Origin of the sequence: Kitasatospora sp. MAA4 (genome assembly GCF_029893355.1) — a bacterium.
Classification (GTDB): Bacteria; Actinomycetota; Actinomycetes; order Streptomycetales; family Streptomycetaceae; genus Kitasatospora.
On the sequence record NZ_JARZAI010000006.1, the window covers coordinates 315,881 to 340,259 of the forward strand.

At 68.6% G+C, this 24,379-nt stretch carries 18 protein-coding genes and 1 pseudogene; 10 read left to right on the forward strand and 9 right to left on the reverse strand.

Annotated features, from left to right (window positions below; all coding sequences use genetic code 11):
- Nucleotides 1-10: 10 nt before the first annotated feature.
- Entirely contained in the window at nt 11-1,480 is a 1,470-nt protein-coding gene (gene gatB / locus P3T37_RS11530; RefSeq protein ID WP_280723455.1) for an Asp-tRNA(Asn)/Glu-tRNA(Gln) amidotransferase subunit GatB, read from the forward strand.
- 13 nt (nt 1,481-1,493) lie between these two features.
- Here gatB and P3T37_RS11535 read toward each other — a convergent pair whose 3' ends face one another.
- Both P3T37_RS11535 and P3T37_RS11540 read right to left on the reverse strand, forming a co-directional pair.
- A complete protein-coding gene (locus P3T37_RS11535) occupies nt 1,494-1,766 on the reverse strand; it encodes a YrdB family protein (protein ID WP_280723421.1) in 273 nt (90 codons plus the stop codon).
- Nucleotides 1,763-2,113: a hypothetical protein gene (locus tag P3T37_RS11540; RefSeq protein ID WP_280723422.1), complete on the reverse strand. Its 351-nt coding sequence runs from the start codon at nt 2,111-2,113 to the stop codon at nt 1,763-1,765. The genes P3T37_RS11535 and P3T37_RS11540 overlap by 4 nt, the downstream gene beginning before the upstream one ends.
- Nucleotides 2,114-2,172: 59 nt before the next feature.
- On the opposite strand from P3T37_RS11540, the gene P3T37_RS11545 reads away from it, so the two are divergent.
- The gene (locus P3T37_RS11545; protein ID WP_280723423.1) at nt 2,173-2,628 is read left to right on the forward strand and encodes a MarR family winged helix-turn-helix transcriptional regulator; all 456 of its coding nucleotides are present in this window, start codon (nt 2,173-2,175) and stop codon (nt 2,626-2,628) included.
- A 117-nt stretch (nt 2,629-2,745) separates the two neighbouring features.
- Here the strand turns inward: P3T37_RS11545 and P3T37_RS11550 are convergent, their stop codons facing one another.
- Nucleotides 2,746-3,330, reverse strand: coding sequence for a TIGR00730 family Rossman fold protein (locus P3T37_RS11550; RefSeq protein WP_280723424.1), 585 nt, complete (start codon nt 3,328-3,330; stop codon nt 2,746-2,748).
- Between the two features lie 68 nt (nt 3,331-3,398).
- A complete protein-coding gene (locus tag P3T37_RS11555; protein WP_280723425.1) occupies nt 3,399-4,688 on the reverse strand; it encodes a Zn-dependent hydrolase in 1,290 nt (429 codons plus the stop codon).
- A 437-nt stretch (nt 4,689-5,125) separates the two neighbouring features.
- Here P3T37_RS11555 and P3T37_RS11560 point away from each other — a divergent pair, with 437 nt between their 5' ends.
- The 7 genes from P3T37_RS11560 (at nt 5,126) to pepN (ending at nt 16,775) form a co-directional block, all read left to right on the forward strand.
- The gene (locus tag P3T37_RS11560) at nt 5,126-5,617 is read left to right on the forward strand and encodes a tetratricopeptide repeat protein (protein ID WP_280723456.1); all 492 of its coding nucleotides are present in this window, start codon (nt 5,126-5,128) and stop codon (nt 5,615-5,617) included.
- Between the two features lie 728 nt (nt 5,618-6,345).
- Nucleotides 6,346-7,539, forward strand: coding sequence for a cupin domain-containing protein (locus tag P3T37_RS11565; RefSeq protein WP_280723426.1), 1,194 nt, complete (start codon nt 6,346-6,348; stop codon nt 7,537-7,539).
- 143 nt (nt 7,540-7,682) lie between these two features.
- Complete coding sequence (locus P3T37_RS11570) at nt 7,683-8,936, forward strand: cupin domain-containing protein (RefSeq protein ID WP_280723427.1); 1,254 nt, start codon at nt 7,683-7,685, stop codon at nt 8,934-8,936.
- A gap of 8 nt (nt 8,937-8,944) precedes the next feature.
- Nucleotides 8,945-10,222: an MFS transporter gene (locus tag P3T37_RS11575; RefSeq protein WP_280723428.1), complete on the forward strand. Its 1,278-nt coding sequence runs from the start codon at nt 8,945-8,947 to the stop codon at nt 10,220-10,222.
- On the forward strand, nt 10,222-12,180 hold the full coding sequence (locus P3T37_RS11580) for a M13 family metallopeptidase (protein WP_280723429.1): 1,959 nt from the start codon (nt 10,222-10,224) through the stop codon (nt 12,178-12,180). The genes P3T37_RS11575 and P3T37_RS11580 overlap by 1 nt, the downstream gene beginning before the upstream one ends.
- An 11-nt stretch (nt 12,181-12,191) precedes the next feature.
- Nucleotides 12,192-14,123 carry a S9 family peptidase gene (locus P3T37_RS11585; RefSeq protein ID WP_280723430.1) on the forward strand — a complete coding sequence of 644 codons (1,932 nt, stop codon included), beginning with the start codon at nt 12,192-12,194 and terminating at the stop codon, nt 14,121-14,123.
- Nucleotides 14,124-14,171: 48 nt separating this feature from the next.
- A complete protein-coding gene (pepN, locus tag P3T37_RS11590; protein WP_280723431.1) occupies nt 14,172-16,775 on the forward strand; it encodes an aminopeptidase N in 2,604 nt (867 codons plus the stop codon).
- 47 nt (nt 16,776-16,822) lie between these two features.
- Here the strand turns inward: pepN and P3T37_RS11595 are convergent, their stop codons facing one another.
- The 5 genes from P3T37_RS11595 to P3T37_RS11615 form a co-directional block, all read right to left on the reverse strand.
- Nucleotides 16,823-17,620 (reverse strand): hypothetical protein, encoded by a 798-nt coding sequence (locus P3T37_RS11595; RefSeq protein WP_280723432.1) that lies wholly within the window; start codon nt 17,618-17,620, stop codon nt 16,823-16,825.
- 455 nt (nt 17,621-18,075) lie between these two features.
- On the reverse strand, nt 18,076-18,891 hold the full coding sequence (locus tag P3T37_RS11600; RefSeq protein WP_280723433.1) for a hypothetical protein: 816 nt from the start codon (nt 18,889-18,891) through the stop codon (nt 18,076-18,078).
- Entirely contained in the window at nt 18,888-19,520 is a 633-nt protein-coding gene (locus P3T37_RS11605; protein ID WP_280723434.1) for an RNA polymerase sigma factor, read from the reverse strand. Before P3T37_RS11605 ends, P3T37_RS11600 begins: the two co-directional genes overlap by 4 nt.
- Before the next feature lie 116 nt (nt 19,521-19,636).
- The gene (locus P3T37_RS11610) at nt 19,637-19,831 is read right to left on the reverse strand and encodes a hypothetical protein (protein ID WP_280723435.1); all 195 of its coding nucleotides are present in this window, start codon (nt 19,829-19,831) and stop codon (nt 19,637-19,639) included.
- 478 nt (nt 19,832-20,309) lie between these two features.
- Nucleotides 20,310-22,418: an ATP-binding protein gene (locus P3T37_RS11615; RefSeq protein WP_280723436.1), complete on the reverse strand. Its 2,109-nt coding sequence runs from the start codon at nt 22,416-22,418 to the stop codon at nt 20,310-20,312.
- A 1,273-nt stretch (nt 22,419-23,691) separates the two neighbouring features.
- Here P3T37_RS11615 and P3T37_RS11620 point away from each other — a divergent pair.
- Nucleotides 23,692-24,213 (forward strand): annotated as a pseudogene (locus tag P3T37_RS11620) (site-specific integrase); the annotation flags it as partial.
- Between the last annotated feature and the right edge of the window lie 166 nt (nt 24,214-24,379).

A 24,379-nucleotide genomic window follows, 5' to 3' on the forward strand; every position in this document is an offset into this window, starting at 1 on the left:
CGACGACGCGATGGCTTCCTACGACCCGGTGATGGGCCTGGAGGTCCATGTCGAGCTGGGTACCAGGACGAAGATGTTCTGCGGTTGTTCGACCACCCTCGGGGCCGAGCCGAACAGTCAGACCTGCCCGACGTGTCTGGGCCTGCCCGGGTCGCTGCCGGTGGTCAACGCGATCGGCGTGGAGTCGGCGATCAAGATCGGCCTGGCGCTGAACTGCGAGATCGCGCAGTGGTGCCGGTTCGCGCGGAAGAACTACTTCTACCCGGACATGCCGAAGAACTTCCAGACCTCGCAGTACGACGAGCCGATCGCCTTCAACGGCTACCTCGACGTGCAGCTGGAGGACGGCGAGATCTTCCGGGTGCAGATCGAGCGCGCCCACATGGAGGAGGACACCGGCAAGTCCTCGCACATCGGCGGCGCCACCGGCCGCATCCACGGCGCCTCGCACTCGCTGCTCGACTACAACCGGGCCGGCATACCGCTGATCGAGATCGTCACCAAGCCGATCGAGGGCGCGGGCGTGCGGGCCCCCGAGGTCGCCAAGGCCTACGTCGCCGAACTGCGCGAGCTGATCAAGGCGCTGGGCGTCTCCGAGGCCCGGATGGACAAGGGCCAGATGCGCTGCGACGTCAACCTGTCGCTGCGCCCGCACGGCCGCGAGAAGTTCGGCACCCGCTCGGAGACCAAGAACGTCAACTCGCTGCGCAGCGTGGAGCGGGCCGCCCGGTTCGAGATCATGCGGCACGCCACGGTGCTGGACGACGGCGGGACGATCGTCCAGGAGACCCGGCACTTCCACGAGGAGGACGGCTCCACCACGGCCGGCCGGATCAAGGACAACGCCGAGGACTACCGCTACTTCCCCGAGCCCGACCTGGTCCCGATCGCCCCGGCCCTTGCGTGGGTGGAGGAGCTGCGGGCCGCGCTGCCGGAGCTGCCGCGGCTGCGCCGGGCCCGGTTGCAGGGCGAGTGGGGCCTGTCGGACCAGGACATGCAGTCGGTGCTGAACGCCGGTGCGGTGCAGCCGATCCTGGAGACCATCGCGGCCGGTGCCCCCGCCGACCAGGCCCGCAAGTGGTGGATGGGTGAGCTGGCCCGGCGGGCCAACGAGAGCGGTACCGACCTGTCCGAGCAGCCGATCACCCCCGGCCAGGTGGCGCGGGTGTGTGCGCTGGTGGCGGAGGGCAAGCTGAACGACAAGCTGGCCCGCCAGGTCATCGAGGGCGTGCTGGCCGGCCAGGGCGAGCCGGACGAGGTCGTCGCGGCGCGCGGCCTGGCCGTCGTCTCGGACGACTCCGCGCTCGGCGCGGCCGTCGACCAGGCCATCGCGGACAACCCGGCGATCGCCGACAAGATCCGCGACGGCAAGGTCGCCGCGGTCGGCGCCCTGGTCGGCGCGGTCATGAAGACCACCCGCGGCCAGGCCGACGCCGCCCGCGTCAAGGACCTCATCCTGCAGAAGCTCGGCGCCGCCTGAGCTCCGACGCCGCCTAGCGGGGCTTCGACTTCCAGGCGCGGAAGGCGGCCAGCGCGCCCGCGCCGAACCAGCAGAGCTCGAAGGCGGCGCGCCAGGCGCCGTGCAACGGACGGGTGGCGGTGGGGGCCGCGAACTCCCCCCAGACCAAGGCGAGAAGACCCGCCGCCACCACCGCGGTGACCAGTCGGAGCGCCCGCGGGCGACGCAGGGTCCAGGCCCACCACACCGCTGCTCCGTAGACCGCGAGCTCCGACGCGAAGGCGAGGACGTCCACCACCGCGCTCATCGGGCCAGCCACCAGGCGGACACGAGGTGAAGCACCGCGAAGGCTCCCGCACCGAGGGCCATGCCGGCGTTCCGATGCCTGGCGCCGATCGCGGAGTCCCCAACCTGGGCCAGTCCCGCGACGGCCAGCACGGGCCAGACGGCGGCCTTCGTTCCGGTCGCCGCCAGCAGGGCCGCCGCCAACCCCAGCGGCACCGCCCGGGCGGCGTAGGCGCGTGCGTACAGGTCCGTCCCCACGGTGACCGGTTCCCCCTTCGGCAGAGCCAGCCCCGGGCGCAGCACCCCGGCGACGCTCGATCCCGCGCTCACCAGCGCGGCCAGGGCGTTGGCGGCAAGCAGAGTGTCCATCTCATCTCCCCCATAATCATTCGAGCTCTGAACGATAGTTGGACGGTACCATTCTGCGCATGAGTGATGTCAAGGGAAACAAGGGCGCAGAGGCGCTCCGCGCCACCGTCGTCTTCCAGCTGGGCACGCTCGGCACCCTGGCTGCCGACCGCTTCGCGGCGCAGGTCGAGGCGCTCGGGCTCAAGCCCAAGCACGCCGGAGTGCTCGCCGCGCTCGATGCCGGGGCCGCGGCCTCGCAGCAGGAGTTGGCGAGCCGACTCGGGGTGGCGCCCAGCCTGATCGTCGCCCTCGCGGACCAACTGCAGGAGCTGGGCGCCGTCGAGCGGGTGCGCGATCCGGAGGACCGGCGGCGGCAGGTCCTCAGCCTGACCGGCGAGGGACGGCGGCTGCTCGCCTGCTGCGTCGGCGCGGCCGAGACCGTGGACGCGGAGCTGACCGCGGGCCTCAGCGAGACACAGCGCTCCTCACTCGCCCGCGGTCTGCGCGCCCTGGGCGAGCAGCAGCTCCCCGGCTAGGGTCTGACGCGTCCGAAACGCCGTTGGCCACCCCTCCTCAGGGGTGGCCAACGGCGTTTTCCGGTCCGGCAGTCGAATCCGGACGGCCGTCGCACGGCCGTCCGGACCCTCAGCGCTTCAGGCCGCCGCAGCAGCGGTCAGTACCGGCAGTCCGAGCAGGTCGCAGGCGTCCTCGGGGGTGTGGGCGACCTGGATCAGACGGCGTTCGTGCAGTGCCAGGAATCCCTCCCGGACGAGGTGGTCGAGGAGTGCGAGCAGGGGATCGAAGAACCCCTTGTGGTTGACGACCACGATGGGCTTGGCCATGATCCCCAGCTGGTTCCAGGTCGCGACCTCCATCAGTTCGTCGAGCGTGCCGATGCCGCCGGGCAGCACGGCGAACCCCGAAGCGAGGCGGTACATCAGCGACTTGCGCTCGTGCATCGTGGAGACCACGTGGATCGTCCCGCGCGGCTCCTCGGAACGCTCACGCTCGCGCAGCACGCCCGGGACCACCCCGGTGACGTCGCCGCCGGCCTCGAAGACGCTGTCGGCGATCGCGCCCATCACACCGACCCCGCCTGCGCCGTACACCAGGCCGGCGCCTCGGCGGACGAGCTCCGCGCCGAGGTCCCGGGCGAGGGCGAGGTGGTCCGGGTGAACACCGGGTCGAGCGCCGCAGAACACCGCGATGCTCGTGCCCGGTCCAACTGTCGTCCGCATGAGTGCTCCTTGTTGATTGGGTTGGGTCATGTCCTGCGGGTGCCGCCCGGATCAGCCGGGCGGGTGGGTCAGATGCGCTCGGTCGCAGCGGCGCGAAGCACGGTGCGCAGCAGGACCTGGGCGCCACCGACCAGGTCCGCCGGCTTGGTGTCCTCCTCGGGCACATGGCTGAGCCCGCCGATGCTGGGAACGAAGATCATGGCGATGGGGGCGATATCGGCGACGATCTGCGCGTCGTGTCCGGCCCCACTGGGCAACGGCATGTGGGACAGCCGCAGTTCGTCGGCACTGTGCGCGATGGCCGCGCGCAGTCGGCGGTCGGCCGCGACCGGCGCCGAGCGGGTGTCCGCCACCACGTCGATCTCGGTCCCGGTCCGGGACGCGATCCGCTGGAGCGCGGTGCGCAGTGCCCGCTCGGCGGCACTCAGCCGGCCGGCGTCGGTGTCGCGCAGGTCCACGGTCATCCGGACGGCGCCGGCGATCGTGTTCGGCGTGTTCGGGTGCGGGTCCACGCGGCCGACGGTGGCGACCCTGCACAGGCCCTGCCCCCGGCTGATCTCCTCCGCGGCCAGCACCACCCGGGCCGCCGCGGCCAGCGCGTCGTGCCTCCCCTCCATGGGGGTCGTGCCCGAGTGGCCCGCGCTGCCGCGCACCTGGATCGTCAGCAACGAGCGTCCGGTGATGGCCTCGACGATCCCGATCGAGTGGCCCGCCCGTTCCAGGACCGGACCCTGCTCGATGTGGAGCTCCAGGTAGGCCGCCACCGAGCCGTGCGGCCAGACCGCACTGCCCAGCGCGTCCAGGTCGCCGCCCGCTGCCCGCAGGGCGTCGCGAAGTGGCCGGCCGCGGTGGTCCAGCGGCTCCCGGGGCAGGTCCGCCAGCCGTCCGGCGAGCGCCATCGACCCCCAGAACGGCTGGGGGAAGAGCGCGCCCTCCTCATTGGCGAAGGCGGCCGCGACCAGGTCGTAGCGTGACTCGACGCCCGCCTCGGCACAGGCCTGCAGCACTTCGAGTGCCGCGAGCACGCCGTACGCGCCGTCGAGTCGGCCGCCGTTCACGACCGTGTCCAGATGGGATCCCATGAGGATGGCCGGCCGGTCGGTGCTGTGCCCGTCGGACGAGCTCCGGCGGATGAGGACATTCCCTGCGGCGTCCACGGCCGGGGCCAGGCCGGCCTCGCGGGCCTGGCCCATCAGGTACGCCTGGGCCCTGCGATCGGCGGCGCTGAAGCCTTCCCGGGTAATTCCGCCCGTACTGTCGTCCAGGCCGATGCGCGCCAGCTCCCGAATACGGTGCAGAAGGCGGCCGGCATCGATCTCGGGCGACCGCAGCACCGGCTGGACGAGTATGTCACTCATTTGTTGCTCCATTCACGTGCGCGCCAGGGCCGCCCGCCTGCGGGAGCGACACCCCAAAGATCTCCCTGGGAATTCTTTCGGCAGCAGATCTTTGGCAGACCGCGAAGCCTCCGTCAAGGAGACCCGTCCCGCACGTGTCCAACCGCGATATCCGTGCAGTTGAACACCGGTTGACGGGGATCCGGTCGGCGGGCCAAGATCTCATCACTGCCTCGGGGAACCCCGGGGAGATACGAAGGGAAGTGCACCATGGAGAACGTCGACTTCGACGACATCGAGTTCATCGAGACCGCCGAGGAGCTCCTCGCGACCTCGTACTACACGAACATCCAGTAATTGTTCCTGTAGATTGAACGAGTGAAGGGCGGCGTCGCCATGACGCCGCCCCTTCGCAATGGACGGACCCTAGAGAGGCTGACGCTGTGACCACATTCGAAATGGCCTGGGAGGAGCGCGTCGCCGCTCTGTGGGCGACGATCGACGACCACGAGGGCGAGGAGTTCTTCGCGAAGGTCCAGGCCTTGGCCGGCGAGCTGCCCGAGGGCGATGCCCGGGCGCTGTTCGAGCTGGCCTGCGCGAACGACTCCACCGGCCATTCGGACCGGGCGGCCCCGCTCTACCGGCAGGCGCTGGCTGTCGGCCTCACGGGGGTGCGCCGCCGCAGGGCGGTGATCCAGCTGTCCAGCTCCATCCGCAACCTCGGTCAGGCCGAGGAGAGCGTCGCCCTGCTGACGAAGGAGCTCGGGGAGGGATCCGACCAGCTCGACGACGCGGTCGCCGGGTTCCTGGCGCTGGCACTCGCCGACCTGGGCCGGGAGCGCGAGGCGCTGACGCTGGCACTCGTCGCGCTCGCCAAGCACCTGCCGCGGTACAACCGCTCGCTGGCGAACTACGGCCGGCTGCTGTCCGAGGGGCAGGAGCCCGCGTAAGCAGGCCGAGGCATGCGCACCTCGCCGGTGCGAGAACACACGTGAGCCCGGATGCCGTCGATGGACGGCATCCGGGCTTTTTGCTTTCCCGGTGTTCGACCGCATTCGGCGATCAGTTGAACAGTGTTCACCGTGAATGTTGATCGGTTGACGCATATCCGGCCGCTGCGACAAGATTTCATCACTGCCCCGGGGAACCCCGGGGAGATACGAAGGGAAGTGCACCATGGAGAACGTCGACTTCGACGACATCGAGTTCATCGAGACCGCCGAGGAGCTCCTCGCGACCTCGTACTACACGAACATCCAGTAATTGTTCCTGTAGCTTGAACGAGTGAAGGGCGGCGTCGTCATGACGCCGCCCCTTCGCTTTTTTGTTTTCCGGTGTCCGACCGCATTCGGCGATCAGTTGGACAGTGTTCACCGTGAATGTTGATCGGTTGACGCATATCCGGCCGCTGCGACAAGATTTCATCACTGCCCCGGGAGACCCCGGGGAGATACGAAGGGAAGTGCACCATGGAGAACGTCGACTTCGACGACATCGAGTTCATCGAGACCGCCGAGGAGCTCCTCGCGACCTCGTACTACACCAACATCCAGTAATTAACCCTGGAGTAGTGCAGTAACTCGCAGGTGAAGGGTGGCGCCTCGTGGGGCGCCACCCCTCCCTGAATGTTCACGGGCCACCCCGGCCTTGTAGATCTCAATCCGAATGGGAGGCAGGCATGGTGGACTACGCATTCACTGACCTGGTGGGAGACGAGAACGTCTTCTTCGCCGAGTACTTCAACAAAAAGCCCATGCTGCGGAAGAAGGCCGTGCCGGGGGACCCGCGCGACATACTCTCGCTCCGCAAGCTGGACCGGTTGGTCAACCTGGAGGTTGTCCGACCGCCGTACATCAAGGTCAACCTCAAGGGCACCGGTGTGCCCGAGCAGGGCTACACCCGCAACGTGGTCATCCAGGGCCAGACCGTCACCGACGTGGTCGACCCGGAGAAGATCTACGAGCTGTTCCGCGCCGGCGCCACCGTCACCTGGTGCTCGCTGAACCAGATCGTCCCGGAGCTGCGTGACTTCACCCGGCTCATCAGCGACAGGATGGCCGTCCGCACGGACTCCGTCGCGTTCCTCACCCCGACCGGCAAGAAGGGCTACCCGCCCCACCACGACCCGGTCGACCTGTTCATCGTCCAGCTCGAGGGCACCAAGCACTGGAAGCTGTGGAACCCGCCGGCCGAGCGTCTGAGCGACGCCGCGCAGTACACCCTCGAGGGACTCGGGGAGCCGGAGATCGAGGTCTCCCTGGAGCCCGGCGACGTGCTCTACCTGCCGTACGGCACGCCGCACGCGGCCGCCGCCGAGGGCAAGGCTTCGCTGCACCTGTCGATCATGATGCGGCCGCGGATGTGGAAGGACCTGCTTCAGCAGACCTTCGAGGAACTCGTCGCCGATGCTGAAGAGTTCAACGAGTACCCGTACATCGGCGAGCTGCGCGACGCGACCGTGGAGTCGGTGTTCAAGGAGAAGGTCCGCGCGCTCGTGGCGCGGCTGGAATCCGTGGAGGCGGCCGGGGAACTCGACCGGCTGGCCGAGTTGGGCCGGCACATGGACGGCAGCTCCCGCGGAAGCGCCTTCGAGGCGATCGCGAACCTGGACGGCCTCGGCCCCGACGACCTGCTGCGGCGCGGCAAGGCGCCGCTGACCTTCGGCCAGGACGAGAACGGCCGTACCGAGCTGACCGTCAACGGCCACAAGATCGCGGTGCCCACGCCGATCGTCGAGACCCTGGCCGCGCTCGGCCCGGATGCGTCGATCGCGGCGTCGGATGTGTTCCCCGGTGTGGAGGCGCTCCGCTCCACGAAGGCCGCGCAGGGACTCACCCGGCTGGGCGTCTTCGAGCTGGCCTCCGCCGGCTGACGCATCGTCGCCCGGCCCCGTGAGAAGGGACCGGCGAGGGCGCTGCGGCCCACCGACCACACCGGTGGGTCCGCAGCGCCCTCCCGGCGGTTCCTCTCCGCACGACGGTGACCGTCCGGATCCACTAGCGGGAGGTAGAGCAGGTGGAGACCTATTCCTTCGAGGACTTCGTCGGCAGTCGAGACGAGTTCCTCGCCGAGTACTTCAACAAGAAGCCGCTGCTGCGCACGGGGGCTCTGGCCGGCCGCCTGGAGGGCCTGCCCTCGGTCCGGCAGCTCGACGACATCCTGGCCCTGGAGACGACGCCGCCCTCGTACCTGCGGGTGACCAAGGGCGGCAAGGGTGTGCCCAGCAGCGCCTACACGCGCACGGTGGCCCGGGGGGCGGCGCTCGCGGAGGCCGTGAACCCGCAGAAGGTGTACGAGCTGTTCCGTTCGGGTGGCACGGTCACCTGGAACGCGCTGAACCACGTGCTGCCCTCGGCCCGCCGCCTGGCGCAGCCGTTCACCGAGGCGCTCGCGTGCGAGGCGGAGGTCGTGCTCTTCGCGACGCCGGCCCGCACCGAGGGCTTCTCACCGCACCGCGACTCGATCGACGTGTACGTCGTGCAGGTGGACGGCACCAAGACCTGGCGGGTCTGGGACACGCCGCAGGTCCGACCGGGCGACGAGGGCTCGTACACGCTCGAGGAGCTCGGCGATCCCGTCCTGGAGGTGACGCTCACTCCGGGCGACGTCCTCTACGTGCCGCACGGCACCCCGCACGCGGCGGCCGCCAGGAGCGAGCTGTCGGTGCACCTGTCGGTGGGCGTCAAACCGCGCCGCTGGCGCGACCTGGTGAAGGAGACGGTCGCGGCCCTCGTCGAGGACGACGAGTTCCACGCCTTCCCCTGCCTCGGCGACGGCCGGCACGAGACCGCTTCCGCTGAACTGGCGGGCCGGCTCCGGGTGCTGACCGAGCGGCTCGCAGGCCTCGACGCGGCAGCGGAGACGAGGCGGCTGGCGGCCCTGGGCCGGGCCGGCGGCGCGGCCGGGAAGCGGGAGTTCGCACGGCTGGCAGCCGTGGACGCGGTGGCCGCCGACACCCTGGTGCGCCGCAGCGCGATGCCGGTCCAGATCGGCGCCGGCGACGGTGGCCGGACCGGAATCCAGGTCAACGGCCACCGGTTGGCGGTGCCCGACGCCGTCGCGGCGGCCATCGGGTCCCTGGCCGGGGGGCACCCGCTGCCGGCCGCCGAGCTGCTCCCCGGAGCGGGCGAGGCTCGCTCACTCGCCGCCGCCCGGCAACTGGCCCGGCTCGGCGTGCTCGAAGTCGTCGGGCCTGCCGAGGCCCGTGATGTCACCGAAAGCGCACCGACCGGTGCGACCACCCAAGTTCTTGCCGAGAAGAGGAAGTGAGCCACGAGATGGCTGTCGACACCAGCACACCCGTCGTCGAGCAGGCACCGCCCGTGCCGAAGGTCGCCTGGCGGGACGTCTACCTCCTGGCCGGGATGCGCGGGCTGTCCTTCGCCGGTGACATCATCGCCGCGACCGCGATCGCCCTCCAGCTGCAGGCCAACGGCGCCAGCTCCTACTCCGTGATGGCGCTGCTGCTCGCGGCGACCGTTCCCCCCGTCCTGCTCTCGCCGGTGACGGGCAAGGCCGCGGACCGCTTCGACAGCCGCACCCTGATGGTCACGGTGGGCTCCTTGCAGGCCCTGATCTGCGTCGCGATGACGATGTGGACCTCGCCCGCCGTCCTGATCGCGCTGTCCGTCCTGCTGTCCTCCGGACTCGCCTTCACCCACCCGGTGTTCGGCGCGCTGCCGAGCGCGATCGTGGGCAAGGAGAACGTCCCGCGGGCGTCCTCGATCTCCCAGACCACGGCCATGGCCGGCATGGTGGCGGCCCCCGGCATCGCCGGTTTCCTGATCAGCCACTTCGGTGTGTCGGTCCCGCTGTGGGCCGACGCGGTCAGCTTCACGGCGGTCGTGGCGGGCGGACTGCTCATCAGGACCCGGCTGCACAAGGGCCGCGGCGCCGCGGCAGGCGCCGGCGCCAAGACCGCCGCCAAGAGCGAGTCCTCCTACAAGGTGCGATCGGACCGCTTCCTGAGCGCCGTCCTGGTGCTCAGCGGCGCTGTCATGGCGGCCGCGAGCATCATCAACGTCCTGATCGTCTTCTACGTCCGCCAGACCTTCGGCGCCTCCGAGCAGACCTACGGCCTGATCATGTCGGCCTGGATGCTCGGCCTGCTCCCGGGCGGGCTGCTGGTGCGCAAGGTCAAGCGGTTCAGCCACGAGGTCTTCCTGATCGGCTCGTTCGTCTGCATCGCCGTGGCGATCCTCGGCGCCGGACTGGCCCCCAGTGTCTGGTGGATCGCGCCGTTCTACTTCGTGGGCGGCATCGGCAACGGCGCGCAGGCCACGGTGACGCACATCCTGCTCAACGTCCGGGTGCCCGACACCCACCGCGGCCGGGCCTTCGCCGCCCTGGGCGCGGTGTCCAACACCGGCCCGGCGATCGGCTACCTCGTCGGCGGCGCGATCATGAGCTTCGCCACGCCGCGCTTCGGCTTCCTGGCCGCCGGCCTGTTCACCCTCGTGGCCCTGGGCGCCTTCGCCAGTCGCGTCCTGCGGACCGCGGACAGCGCCGCCACGGACAGCGCCCCGGCGGGCGCCCGCCTGGGCGAGGCCGTCTGATGACGGTGGCCTCGGACCTGGCGCCGGCTCCTGCCGGTCAGCCGGGCGACCTGGAACTCGACCCCGCCATCAGGCCGCAGGACGACTTCTATCGGTACGTCAACGGGCGCTGGAGCCAGGCATACGTCCTGCCGGCGCACCGGGCCGAGGCCACCACTCTGACGCTGCTGGCGGACAAGGTGCAGGACGACGCCGAGGCGGTCATCCGGCGGACGGTCGACGAGCACACCGCCGACCGCACCCCGGCCAGTCGTCAGATCGCCGACCTGCACGCCAGCTTCATGGACGAGGACCGCATCGAGCGGCTGGGCACGACGGCTCTCGACGCCGGCCTCGCCGCCATCCGGTCGGCGGCCGACCCCGCGGAGCTGGCCGGGGCGATGGGCCGGCTCCAGGCCCAGGGCATCGGCGGAGCACTGGACTTCTCGGTCGCGGTGGACACCGCCGACGCGGACGAGTACGTCCTGGTCCTCTCCCAGGCCGGCCTGGGCCTCCCGCCGGCCGCGTACCGGAGCGACGAAGGCCGGCCACTGCGCACCCAGTACGCCGAGCACATGACGGTGATGCTGACGCACGCGGGCCTGCCCGACCCGGCCACCGCCGCAAGGGAACTCCTGCGCCTGGAAACGGAGTTGGCACACCTCCACACGCTCCCCGCGGCCGGCACCCGCCCGGAGCAGCCGCTGGCCTCGACGGTCGCCCGACTCGCCTCGCGCACACCGGGCTTCCCCTGGGCGGCGTGGCTTCGCGGCCTCGGCGACGTACCGTCCCAGGCGACCGTCCGGGTGCGTCAGCCCGGCTTCCCCGACGCCCTCGACGCCTGGTGGTCCTCGCACAGCCTGGACGAACTCAAGCTCTGGCTCTCCTGGCGCTACGTCCACGAGATGGTGCCGTTCGGCCCGCGCGAGGTGTTCGCGGACAACTTCGCGTTCTACGGACGGACCCTGAAGGGCTTCACCGAACCCAGGCCCCGCTGGATGCGGGCCATCTCCTTCGTGGAGACCTTCGCCGGTGACGCCGTGGCCGACCGCTACCTCGCCCAGCACCTGGCCCCGGGCACCGTCGAGGCCGTCACCGAGCTGGCGGACGCGCTCAGGAGCAGCTTCCGCGAACGCCTCGAACGCGCCGAGTGGATGGCGCCGATCACTCGCGCCGCAGCCCTGGAAAAGCTCGACAGCATGGTCTTCGAGATCGGTCACCCGCGCAGCAGGGCGGTGCAGCACGAGCAGTGGGTGGACCCGACCGACCTGATGGGCAACGTCACGCGCGGCCGGGCCCTGCACCTCGCGGGCCAGCTCGCCCGCCTCGGCCGCCCTGTCGACCGTTCCGAGTGGAAGGTCCACCCGCATCAGGTCACCGCGTACTACCGGCACGGGCTCAACCAGGTGGTCATCCCCGCCGGGCTGCTCCAGCCGCCGGTCTTCGACCCCGCCGGTGACCCGGCACGCAACTTCGCGGTCCTCGGCGCGATCATCGGCCACGAGATGTCCCACGCGTTCGACGCCAGAGGCTCCCGCTACGACGGCCGCGGCCGCCTGCGGAACTGGTGGACGCCCGAGGACCGCGCCGAGTTCACCCGCCGCACCCAGCTGCTGATCGACCAGTACGACCGGTACGAGCCCGAGGGCCAGGGCGGACGCAAGGTCAGCGGGGCCCGCACGGTCGGCGAGAACATGGCCGACGTCGCCGGCGTGACCGTCGCGCACACCGCCTTCACCCGGCACACCGGCAGCGACCCCGAGCAGACCCGGCGGTTCTTCGTCCACTGGGCGTCGATGTGGCGCGCCAAGACCACCCCGGAGCGGATGGCCCAACGCCTCGCCTCCGACCGCCACCCGCCCGCCGAATTCCGCTGCAACGGCGTGCTCAGCCACGTTGCGGCGTTCTACGACGCCTTCCACCTGACAAGCGGCGACGGCCTGTTCCTCGACCCCGAATCGCGCTTCTCCCTTCTGTGAGGTCCACACCCATGCTTCCCACCGACATCGAGCTGCTCCCCGCCCTCGGACGGCCCACCCTCTCCGGCGACGGCCGCCACGCCGTCGTCGAGGTGAGCCGCCCCGACATCGCCGCCGACACGTACTCCGTCGAACTGCTGCTGCTCGACACCAGCGGCACCCGCCCGGCCCGCCGCATCACCCAGGGCGCGCACGACGGCGCCCCCGCCTTCTCCCCCGACGGACGCCACCTCGCGTTCCTGCGTGCCGGCTCCAACGGCCGCCCGCAGATCCACCTGCTGCCGATGGACGGCGGCGAGGCGTACCCCGTCACCGAGGAGCCGATGGGCGCCGGCCAGCCGGTCTGGAGCCCGGACTCCAGCCGGATCGCCTACACCAGCCGCGTCCCCGAGGCCGGCCGCTACACGGGTGACCCGCGCGCGGAGAAGCCCCGCCGGATCACCACCCTGCGCTACCAGACGGACGGCCTCGGCTACACCGTCGACCGGCCCCGCCAGATCTTCGTCATCGACCCGTTCGACACCTCCGCTGCGCCGGTGCGGATCACCAGCGGCCCTGCGGACAACGGCGACCTCACCTGGAGCCCGGACAGCCGGCAGCTGGTGTTCATCTCCGCCCGCCACGAGGAGGCCGGCGACGACTTCCGCAACGACATCTGGGCCGTCGGCGCGGACGGAACCGGCCTGCGCGCCGTCACCAACGGCGGCATGTACGCGTTCACCCCGCGCTTCGCCCCCGACGGCTCGTCCGTGATCTTCGTCGGCACCGAGCTCGACAAGCACAACCGCCCCTGCGCCACCGCCTGCTACGGCCTGTGGACCGTGCCCGTCGACGGCTCCGCCGAGCCGCTTCGCTTCACCGACGAGGACCGTCACCTCAGCTTCGCCAGCCAGACCATCTGGCCCACCACCGAGGGCGTCTACTTCGGCGACGACCGGCGCGGCGAGGTCAACCTGATCCTGGTGCCCTACGACGGCGGCGAGCCCAAGCCCGTGATCGTCGGCCACCGCCAGGTGAACGGCTACGCCGTCGCCGAGACCCCCGACGGCGTGACGATCGCCGCCGTCGTCGCCAGTGCCGAGAGCGGCGGCGACCTGCTGGTCTGGCAGAACGGGACCGAGCGTGTCCTGACGCCCTACGGCGACGAACTGCGCGAGCGCGGCGGTCTGCTGCCGATGGAGGAGTTCACCGCCACCGCCCCGGACGGCTACCCGCTGCACGGCTGGATCGTCCGTCCCGCCGGACCCGGCCCGCACCCTGTCCTGCTCCAGATCAAGGGCGGACCCTTCACCCAGTGGGGCTACACCCTCAACGGCCCGGCCGCCTTCGACGAGGCCCAGGTCTACGCAAGCGCCGGCTACGCCGTGATCCTCGGCAACCCGCGCGGCTGCGCCGGCTACGGACAGGCCCACGGTTCGTACGTCATGGACGACCTCGCCAACAAGTCCACCGTCGACCTGCTCGCCATCCTCGACCACGCCCTCACCTCGCCCGACCTGGACAGCGAGCGCGTCGGCGTGATGGGCGGCTCCTTCGGCGGCTACATGGCCGCCTGGTTCAACGCCCATCACGGAGACCGGTTCAAGGCCGTGATCGGCGAGCGCGGCGCGTACGCCATCGACAGCTACGCCGCGACCAACGACGCCGGTTTCGACCTCGCGGTCGCCCTCTACGGCGCTGACCGGGAGAGTTGGGCCGAGCAGAGCCCGCTCACCCATGTGGACCGGATGCAGACCCCGATGATGATCATCCAGTCGGAGGAGGACCGGCACTGCCCGACCGAGCAGGCACAGCGCCTCTTCACGGAGCTGAAGCTGCGCAAGGTTCCGGTCGAGATGCTGCTTTTCCCCGGCGAGGGGCACGACATGTCCCGCACCGGTCTGCCGAGCCACCGGCTGGCCCGGTTCGACGCGATCCTGGAGTGGTGGGGCCGCCACCTGTGAGGCACGCCGCCAGCTGAACCCCCACCACCCGACGAAGGAGACCTGCCGGTGCCCGGCACCAACTTGACCCGTGAGGAGGCCCGGACCCGGGCCCAGCTCCTCCACGTGGACGCGTACGACATCGAGCTCGACCTGAGCTCGGCCCGTGACGGCGGCACGTTCCGGTCCACCACCGTGGTCCGGTTCACGGCCGCCGAGCCCGGTGCCGCCACCTTCATCGACCTGGTCGCCCCGGCCGTCCACGAGATCGTGCTGAACGGCGAGTCGCTTCCGCTGTCCTGCTTCGTGGACAGCCGGATCGCGCTGACCGGCCTGGCCGCCGAGAACGAGCTGCGGGTGGTCGCCGACTGCGCGTACACCAACACCGGCGAGGGCCTGCACCGCTTCGTCGACCCGGTCGACGGCGAGACCTACCTCTACACGCAGTTCGAGGTCCCGGACGCCCGCCGGGTGTTCGCCTCGTTCGAGCAGCCCGACCTCAAAGCCGCCTTCACCTTCACGGTGACCGCCCCGCGCGGCTGGGTCGTGGTCTCCAACTCCCCCACCCCGCAGCCCATCGGCGACGGCGACGGCGACGGCGACGGCGACGGCGACACCCAGGTCTGGAACTTCGCCCCGACCGGCCGGATCTCCACCTACATCACCGCGCTGATCGCCGGCCCGTACGTCGGCGTCTTCGACGAGTACACCGACGGCGCCCAGAGCGTCCCGCTCGGCATCTACTGCCGGCCCTCACTGCGGGAGTTCCTGGACCCGGAGGCGATCTTCGCGGTCACCAGGCAGGGCTTCGCCTACTTCCAGGAGAAGTTCGGCTGCGCCTACCCGTTCGAGAAGTACGACCAGCTGTTCGTACCGGAGTTCAACGCCGGCGCGATGGAGAACGCCGGCGCGGTGACCCTGCGCGACCAGTACGTCTTCCGCTCCAAGGTCACCGACGCCTCCTACGAGCTGCGTGCCAGCATCATCCTGCACGAGCTCGCCCACATGTGGTTCGGCAACCTGGTCACCATGCAGTGGTGGAACGACCTCTGGCTCAACGAGTCGTTCGCCACCTTCGCCGAGGCGGCCTGCCAGGCCGATGCACCGGAGTCGAAGTGGCCGAACTCCTGGACCACCTTCGCCAACCAGATGAAGACCTGGGCGTACCGGCAGGACCAACTGCCGTCCACGCACCCGATCATGGCCGAGATCAACGACCTGGAGGACGTCCAGGTCAACTTCGACGGCATCACCTACGCCAAGGGCGCCTCGGTCCTCAAGCAGCTGGTGGCGTACGTCGGCCAGGACGCGTTCTTCAAGGGCCTGCAGGCCTACTTCAAGCAGCACGCCTGGGGCAACACCACCCTGCCCGACCTGCTCGGCGCCCTGGAGAGGGCCAGCGGCCGCGACCTCAAGTCCTGGTCGAAGGCCTGGCTGGAGACCGCCGGCATCAACATCCTGCGCCCCGAGATCGAGATCGGCGCCGACGGCCTGGTCAGCTCCTTCACCGTCGTCCAGGAGGCCCCCGCGCTGCCCGCCGGCGCCAAGGGCCAGGCCGCCCTGCGCCCCCACCGCATCGCCATCGGCAGCTACCAGCTGACCGACGGCCAACTGGTCCGCACCGACCGCATCGAACTGGACGTCGACGGCGAACGCACCGCCGTCCCGCAGCTGACCGGCCGCCCGCGACCCTCCGTCGTGCTACTCAACGACGACGACCTCTCCTACGCCAAGCTGCGCCTGGACGCCCACTCGCTGGCCGTCGTCACCGAGCACCTCGGCGCGTTCACCGACACGCTGCCGCGCGCACTGGTCTGGGCCGCCGCCTGGGACATGACCCGCGACGGCGAGATGGCCACCCGCGACTACCTCGCCCTCGCCATCGCCGGCCTGCCCCGCGAGTCCGACATCGGCGTCGTCCAGTCCGTCCAGCGCCAGGTCAAGCTCGCCCTCGACGCCTACGCCGACCCCACCTGGCGCACCGAAGGCCAGGCCCGCTGGGCCACCACCGCCGAACAGCAGCTGCGCGCAGCCGCCCCCGGCAGCGACCACCAGCTCGCCTGGGCCCGCACCCTGGCCGGCGCGGCACACTCCGACACACAACTCGACCTGCTCGCCGCACTGCTGGACGGCTCGGTGGAACTGGACGGCCTGGCCGTCGACACCGAGCTCCGCTGGACACTGCTCCTCCGCCTGGTCGCGACCGGCCGCGCCGACGACAAGGCGATCGACGCCGAGGTGCAGCGGGACAACACCGCCGAGGGCCAGAAACACGCCGCCAGCTGCCGCGCCGCCCGCCCGACCGCCGCCGCCAAGGCCGAGGCCTGGGCCTCGGTGGTGGAGAGCGACCAACTCACCAACTACGTCCAGGACGCGGTCATCGCCGGCATCAACCAGGCCGACCAGCGCGAGCTCCTCGCGCCGTACACCGCCAAGTACTTCGCCGCGGTGCAGGGCATCTGGGAGACCCGCAGCCACGAGATCGCCCAGCAACTCATCGTCGGCCTCTACCCCGCCCTCCAGATCGAGCAGGCCACCCTGGACGCCACCGACACCTGGCTCACCACCACCGACCCGGCCCCAGCCCTGCGCCGCAAGATGATCGAGGCCCGCGCCGGCATCGAACGCGCCCTCAAGGCCCAAGCCGCCGACCGAACCTCCGACCGCCACTGACCCACCCACCTGATCCAGACAACAAGCAAGCCCCAGGTGGCGAGTTCCTACTGCAGAAGGGTGGCGTTCGCGAGGGCGACGCGGATGCTGGAATTCCCCGACCCGGACGGCCCCGGCACGTCGGTGCACCCGATCGTCAACTGATCCACGCCACTGAGCGGCACGGTGAGGGCCACCGTGTGACCGACGGATGAGGTCGCGGTCGGTACCAGGGGTACGCCGTCACCGTGGTTGGTGAACATGACTCTCACGGCGGCGTTCACCTCGCTCGGTGGGTCGTCGCTCGGGATCCCGAGGGTGAGCGTCATCCTCGTGTAGCCGGACACGTCCCACGTGATGGCCGACTCGTCGGCGGTGCACCCCATGACCTCGGCCGTTCCGTACTCGATCCCCTGCATCTTCACCGCCTCGTGCACGAGACCCCCTCGTACGGCAGTCGGGTCGAGGTTCGTCAGCGTGACCTGCGCAGGCTGCGCGCCGGCGCTGTCCGTCAGCGTGTCGGTAGGTGTCGGCGTGTCCGTTGGCGTCGGCGTGTCTGTAGGCGTCGGCGTGTCCGTTGGCATGCCCGTTGGCGTCGGCGTGGGGCTCGGCGTCTGTGTAGATGTGGGCGAGTGTGACGAACCTGCGGCCTGCGCGGCACTGCTGCTCGCGGGGGAGACCGCGACGTAGATCACCCCGGCGCCGCTGAAGAGCAGGACGACCCCTAAGGCCTCGCAAAGCCACTTCTCCCAGCGCTTCATGGTGGCGATCACCGGAACCCACTGCACCGGCGCAGTTCCCCCGACCAGTCCGACCACCAAGAACAACGCGCCGAAGCCGAGCAACGCAATGACCGCCTGTGCCATGGGCGTCCCTTCCCCTGAGGACGCCCATGGTGGGGCATCCGCAATCTGTCCTGATGTGACCGGACATGCTTGCAGGACGCCAGAAGTGCCCCACGCGCGCCCCCTTGCGGCGATTTGCACCCCTGGTCACCGGCAGCGGTTCGCATACCTGGCGCACGGCACGCGCCGCACCGCGACTCGGCGCCTCTCCTTGCCCCTGTTGACCTCTGCATACCGGCCCTACTCGTGCGCTAGTCGTGCACCCCCTGCCGACGGGGGCGTCGGCGCACCGTGCCCCGCGCGACCGGCGGGAACGGTCATCCGAATGGCAGCGGCAGGCCCCGCCGCCCGCCGTGCTCCGCTACCGGGCCGCCGGGGAGTCCGCCCCCACGGCCCTGGCCGGGTGGCCGCCGGACGAGTCTCGGCCGGCCCGGCCCGGCGGCGCTCAGCGGTTGCCTCCGGCGCACCCGGAAGTCTCACCTGGCGATGAGCGAGCTGCCGCTGACGATGCGGGTGGTGCCGTCGGAGAGGGTGACGGTGACCGTGTCGGGGACGCCGGCGTGTGACGTGGAGCCGGGCCACCAGGCGGTCCAGCGGCCGTCCGCCACGGTGACTTGGAAGGTACGTCCGGCGACCTGCATGGTGATCGCCTTGACGTCGGCCCCGACGGAGCCCTGCGCGTAGTTGAACGTGGCGTCCCCGTCACCGTGGGAGCCGCCCGTGTCGTCCGTGACCGCATCGGGTGCCACGGGCTTCACCGGGTCGATCGCCTCCCACAGACCGCTGGTCTCCGAGGCGACGTAGCAGAGCATGGCGTTGCCACCGCGGTTGACGATCATGGAGGCGACCTTGCCCCGCAGGTCCGCGTTGGTGATCGTGACGGGTGCCCCGGCGCCGGGGCCGGCGGTCATCCGGTCCAGGCACCACTTCTCAGCGATGGCGCCCGGGCCCGTCGAAGCGGCCAGCGGTGCCGGGACGCCCGTCCAGCTGGCCAGTTCCGCAGAGCTCAGCGGCCCGCTGCCGCCGCCCCGCGAGGACTGTGTCGCGACCACGGCCACGGCCGTACCCACAACGAGCGCACCGGCGAGGGTGACAGCCAGCCGCCGCCGAAAGCGCGGCCTGGCGGGGGCTGGGGTGGGGATGGGGGTGTCGAGGTCGAGGTCGATCTGACGCATCAGGCGCTCCCGGTGTAGGGCGTGGCGTCCTGCGGGGAGGTCACGCTCGGCCGGCACGGGCACCTGCCCGAGCAGTTCCGCGCGCTCGACCGGCTCCGGCCGCTGTCCGGCGTTCACTGGTGTACCTCCTTCGGGGACGGGGCCGCGCTCGCGGACCCACCCTGGATCTGGTTCCGGCTGCGGCCGGGTTCCACTTTTTCCCGCTGCACCCGGCGCTGGGCCGTCTCGGCGAGACGGTGCAGCCGGGCCCGGGCCCGGGACAGGCGTGAGCGCACGGTGCCTACCGGTACGCCCAGGGCCTCGGCGGCCTCCTGGTAGTCCAGGCCCGCCCACACGCACAAGGCCAGCACCTCACGGTCCGGACGGCGCAACCGCGCCAGCGCCTGGTGCAGGACCGCGATCCGCGCCGCGTCGTCGATCCGTCCGGCCACCTCCTGCGCGAAGTCGGGAACGTCCTCGCGTGCCCGCGGGAGCTGCGCCAGTACCTGCCAGTGCCGCCGGGCGGCCCGGCGCTGGTTGCTGACCAGTCTCGTGGCGATGCCCAGCAGCCAGGGCCGCAGCGACCCGCCCTCCGCCTCGACCCGGTCGTGCCGGCGCCAGGCCTCCAGGAACGTCAACGACATCACGTCCTCCGCCGTCGACCAGTTCCCAGTGAGCCGGAACACGTGGTTGTACACCGCGCGCGCATGCGTGTCGAAGAGCCCGCCGAACGCGTCCCGGTCACCGGCCCGCACCCGCGCGCGCACATCTCGATCTGAAGAGTCCACGCCCCCTATCTGGTCCCCCACCCACTCCGGTTCCTATGACCTGCCTCACAGGCGATCGGACGGGCCGCCGTCCCGGCGTGGCTGTTCCGTACCGGCTATCGGGGGCCTGGCCGCCGGCCGCGGTGGCGCCGGGGGCCGAGTGCGTCGCGAAGGGTGTGCAGGTCGGCGATGGTGACCTGTTCGGCCAAGCGGGCCAGCAGCCGGCGCAGGCCCCGCTCGTCGCAGTCGCGGACGGCGTCGGTGAGGGCGGCCACCAGCGACGCCTTCGTGTGCGGGTCGGGTGCGCGCACCGGGGCCGCCGCGGTCTGTGACTCTCGCTCGCCTCCCGTCCGCTGTGTCGCTCGCTGTCCCGGGCTGCGGCGTACATCGCCCGAGTCATCTCGGAGCCCAGTGTCGGCAACGTGCTCCGTCGATGAGTGGCACAGCTGTCCACCCGGCTCCCCGGGTGGACAGCTGTCGCGGGCGCACCCGGAATTGGTCTAGACAACAAGCAAGCCCCAGGTCAATGACCTGGGCTTTGCGCTGAGCGGGCGACGAGAATCGAACTCGCGCTACAAGCTTGGGAATCTTCGCCAACTAGACTCCTGAACAAGGGGCCTGACCTGCCATTATGGACATCTTGGCGGCCCCATCTTCAGCCCCTCGACTGGCCTCAGCTGCCCGTGGTTTACCGCTCGGGCACGCGAAGGGCACGCCCCCACATCAGACATGCCGCCGGCAGCTCCAGCACACGCAACCGTCGACGGCACACTGAGCAACATCTGCGATCTAGTTGCCGTTGCCACCGGTACGACGCACATCGTCGACTCTCGCCAAAAAGTCTCGATGCGCCCTCTCAGTATCGTCCAGGATTTCGTGCCATCCGCGGACATTAATGCGAGGGTCTTGATTCAGGGAAGACTTAGATACACTGCTAAGCCGGTTGATGTGATCAGCCACGATCGTCAGTTTCCTGACAGGGAATTGATTTCCGAGCGTGGGATTATCATTAAGAAACTGATTCAGGTCACTCAGGTAGTCGACGGCTCGGAGATACTCGGCGTCAGTGAGATGGTAGTTCATCCTTTTAATTTCAACGATCCAGAGAGTTCCGGAGTCATGCAGCAGCACAAAATCCGGTTCCTTCTTCTGGCGATTGATAGCAGATGTCACCAGCGCAGTCCCGGTCTTTTTCTGGTACCAGACCTCGAACGATCGACGGACTCGTTCCAGAGACTCATTCATGCCGAGCGGCGTCCACTCTGGTGCCAGTAGCCAAGGAGCTTGCTCGATCAGCTCTTGCAGTGGCCGCTCAAGCGTAGCCCCATCCGTGATGAGAGCCGAGAGCTTATTGAGCACTTCGATCCGCTCATGCGCCACCTGGCCAAGGGAGTACATTTCAGCCACTCGGGCTTTTTCGAAAAGCCCAACTACGATATCAAGCGCACTCTCAGATGTTTCGGAGACCGAATGAAGAGCATCGAGCAGCGACTTGTGTGGGCCAATATTCTTGGCAAGTTGGTAAATCTGCTCCACGTGATCTTTATCGGCTAGCGCTTCTCGATCCCTATTCGTGACTAGCAGCTTCGCTGCCGCCGTTACCGACTCCTGGAATTTCTTGTCGCCCGGCGCATCACTTTCTAGGCGGACTGAGAGCTGGGATGCCTCTTCAAAGTCCTTCCACCCCTGCTCATTGAGAGCTGTCTTTCCGCGTTTTGCAAGCTCCTTAATCGTGTCCTGGCCCCACCGGGCGAGAGCCTCACCGTATTCAGAACTCCAGATGATGTCCTGACGGTCAGAGCGAACTAGATCCTCGTCTTCATCCAACCATTCAGCATGGATTTCTCCAACCAGATACGAGCGAATACTATATTCGCCATGAAATCCGGAGGCAATACCGAAGTCGCGAGTCTGAGAGACGATCTTCCCGCGAGAGAAGATGCGAACCCCCGCCATGGCCGAGTCCTTATACGGCTTTCGCGTATAGGCCAGCCAGCCGGAAATTGGCAAACGATCGCCGGAATCGGTCATTACGAACCGATCGCTGACATCCATCCGAGTAGCTTCGAGGAGATCAATCTTCAGCTGCCCCAGATGGAAAGACTCTTCGAAGAGAATGGGAAGGGAGTTGACAATCTCGACATCCCAGTCAGTTCGCTGAATTCCGAATCGGGCGGAGAGCTGCTTATCGAGCTCCTCCCCGCTGGGCACGCGCTTTCTGCGGAAGTCTCGCAGTTTGACGGTTGTGCCTCGACTCGGCGCCCACGTTCCATTTACTTCGCCCGGCTGGGGGTGATAATCACTTTCAGTGTCGTCTAGAATGTCATTGAGCGACAGAATTAGATGCGCGACACGATAGCCGCGCTCAGTCTTGTCCCCACCCGCGGTGATCACTTCTACCGTTTCGCAAATTCCGAACGGCGCCAGTTTGCCGATGCCCTTACGGCCCATGACTGGCCGGCTCTTGTCTCTGGAACAATCCTTGCCAAAGCGAGTTCGCCTGTCGGATCCCACGGTTAGATAGTGTCGATTCACTTCCTCGGGCGTCATTCCATGGCCGTCATCCGTGATGGTGATCTCGTACGGTCCGACTGGCGCATGTCCGGGTTGAGACGCAAGAAACACTCCCCATGGGAGAGAAACAGTCACGTTCTCTGCATCAGCGTCGTATGCATTAGCGATTACCTCGGCCAGCACAGCTGCGACACGGTCGTACATCTTGATGCCCAGTTTGTCGACTGTGAGACGACTAATGCGCATAACATACGGTTTGTCCGATTCGCCTGAGTCAGACGTTGCACTTCGTCGTCCGGGCCCAGGCTGGCTAGGCAGCGTCGCCGCGAACAGCGCACCCTCAGCAGCCCCGAAGTCATCCTTGGCTACGCCATGGTCAGTCATGCTGCCACGCCCTCTCGCGCATCCCGCTGGGAAGGTTCCTCTGAGTACGTCAGTGTGAACCATGGGTGACTGCCGCGCTACCGATTCGCGTGCTTTTGCTGGTGTGACACGCTAAGATCGCGCCATGCCTGCCCTAAGTGCCATTGACCTCTTCGCTGGGGCCGGAGGTGCTACGCAGGGCCTCCGGGATGCCGGCTTCAGTGTTCTCGCTGCAGTCGAGAACGATCCCGAGGCCGCCGAGACCTATCGAGCGAACCATTCACGCGTCCGCCTGTTCGAGGCAGATGTCAGGCAGATCAGTCCTTCGACTCTCATGAAGGTTTCTGGATTGAAGGCCGGGCAGCTCGACCTCTTGAAGGCGTGCCCACCGTGTCAGGGATTTTCGACTCTTGCCAGCGGCCAAATTGACGAACAGCGCAATGATCTGGTCCTGGATATTGCGCGATTTGTCAAAAAGATGAAGCCGCGAGCAATTCTGCTTGAGAATGTCCCCGGCCTTAGGCGTGACAGGCGACTGGGTCAGCTGATCTCCAAACTTGAAGCAATCGGATATAGCTTTATAGAGTCATCGCTAGACGCTGCATCATTTGGCGTCCCCCAGAGGCGAAAGCGATTCATTCTCGTTGGCATCCGAGGAAATCGGACAATAGATCCCTCTGCGGCCCTGATGGACTTTCTTCCAAAAAGCTTTTCGCGCAACACTCGGACCGCTGGCCAAGCGCTCGCCCAGCTTGCTCGCTTCAGCCGCCCTGGCGACCCACTTGGGATCACCAGACAGCCGAGTGAAGCCGTTGCTGCACGCATTGCTGCTATTCCGATCGGGGGAGGCAGGTTCGATCTCCCCACTGAACATCAGCTGGCATGCCATCAGAAAGTAAAGGGGCGCTCTGCCGCCTCATCGTACGGGCGGGTAAAACTGAATGAGCCTGCCCCCACCATGACTACTCGTTGCACTACGCCAGCCTGTGGAAGGTTTGTTCACCCGACAGAGAATCGGGGACTGACCCTCAGGGAAGCCGCAACATTTCAGACCTTCCCCGTCGGATACAGGTTTTCGGGTAACTACGGAGCGATCGAGCGGCAGATCGGCAATGCTGTACCCGTGAGGATGGCTAAGGGGCTTGGACTGATTGTGGCTCAGATTCTGGCCACACGGTGATGACCCGCATAACGCCCTTGCTAGCTTCGCAAGTGACGGAGTGACTGCGTCGGCATCGTGTCCGCTCTGGTCCAAGCATGATCTAGGGCAACAAATCACCCGGAAGAACTCGCCGAGCTTCGCCGCTCGGACATCAACCTCACCGCCGCCACCGTCCGCGTTCGCCTCGCCGCTCCCGAGCTGAACACCGGCCGACGCGTCGTGGGCGACACCAAGTCCGAGGCTGGGAAGCGCACCGTGACCATCCCCGCCGTGGTGCTGCCCGACGTCAGGACGCACCTCGACCAATTCGCCGAGAAGGGCCCCAAGGGTCTGCTGTTCGTCGGCGAGAAGGGCGCCCCGTTCCGTCGCACGTCCTTCGGCCGGATCTGGAAGAAGGCCCGCGACAAGGCGGGCATGCCCGACTTCCGGTTCTACGATCTGCGGCACACCGGCAACACCCTGGCGGCCACCACTGGCGCTAGTCTCAAAGAGCTGATGGCTCGTATGGGGCACGCCTCCGTCCGCGCGGCGCTGATCTACCAACACGCCACCAGCGAGCGCGACAAGAAGATCGCTGACGGCATGGATGCGGCGATCAACGAGAAGCTCGGCCGGGGCACGACCGCCGCCGGCGAAGAGGCCCCCTCGGCCTAACGGGCACGCAGGGGGCACGGGGCCCAAATCGGCCCACCAAAAGCAAGAGGCCCAGTCCAGGGATCATGCCCCCTTGGGTTCCAGGGGTCGTCGCAACACCACTGGTTCTAGGTGGTGAGTAGATCACGTAGACGCTCGGCTGGGGTATCCCAGTCGAGCGTCTTGC

Excerpts from the sequence above, each read along its gene's own strand:
- P3T37_RS11580 (WP_280723429.1), top strand. The coding sequence starts at position 10,222 with ATGACGGTGGCCTCGGACCTGGCGCCGGCTCCTGCCGGTCAGCCGGGC.
- P3T37_RS11540 (WP_280723422.1), bottom strand. The coding sequence starts at position 2,113 with ATGGACACTCTGCTTGCCGCCAACGCCCTGGCCGCGCTGGTGAGCGCG.
- P3T37_RS11595 (WP_280723432.1), bottom strand. The coding sequence starts at position 17,620 with ATGGCACAGGCGGTCATTGCGTTGCTCGGCTTCGGCGCGTTGTTCTTG.
- P3T37_RS11560 (WP_280723456.1), top strand. The coding sequence starts at position 5,126 with ATGGCCTGGGAGGAGCGCGTCGCCGCTCTGTGGGCGACGATCGACGAC.
- P3T37_RS11585 (WP_280723430.1), top strand. The coding sequence starts at position 12,192 with ATGCTTCCCACCGACATCGAGCTGCTCCCCGCCCTCGGACGGCCCACC.
- P3T37_RS11535 (WP_280723421.1), bottom strand. The coding sequence starts at position 1,766 with ATGAGCGCGGTGGTGGACGTCCTCGCCTTCGCGTCGGAGCTCGCGGTC.
- P3T37_RS11615 (WP_280723436.1), bottom strand. The coding sequence starts at position 22,418 with ATGACTGACCATGGCGTAGCCAAGGATGACTTCGGGGCTGCTGAGGGT.
- P3T37_RS11550 (WP_280723424.1), bottom strand. The coding sequence starts at position 3,330 with ATGCGGACGACAGTTGGACCGGGCACGAGCATCGCGGTGTTCTGCGGC.
- P3T37_RS11565 (WP_280723426.1), top strand. The coding sequence starts at position 6,346 with ATGGTGGACTACGCATTCACTGACCTGGTGGGAGACGAGAACGTCTTC.
- P3T37_RS11545 (WP_280723423.1), top strand. The coding sequence starts at position 2,173 with ATGAGTGATGTCAAGGGAAACAAGGGCGCAGAGGCGCTCCGCGCCACC.
- P3T37_RS11575 (WP_280723428.1), top strand. The coding sequence starts at position 8,945 with ATGGCTGTCGACACCAGCACACCCGTCGTCGAGCAGGCACCGCCCGTG.
- gatB (WP_280723455.1), top strand. The coding sequence starts at position 11 with ATGGCTTCCTACGACCCGGTGATGGGCCTGGAGGTCCATGTCGAGCTG.
- P3T37_RS11555 (WP_280723425.1), bottom strand. The coding sequence starts at position 4,688 with ATGAGTGACATACTCGTCCAGCCGGTGCTGCGGTCGCCCGAGATCGAT.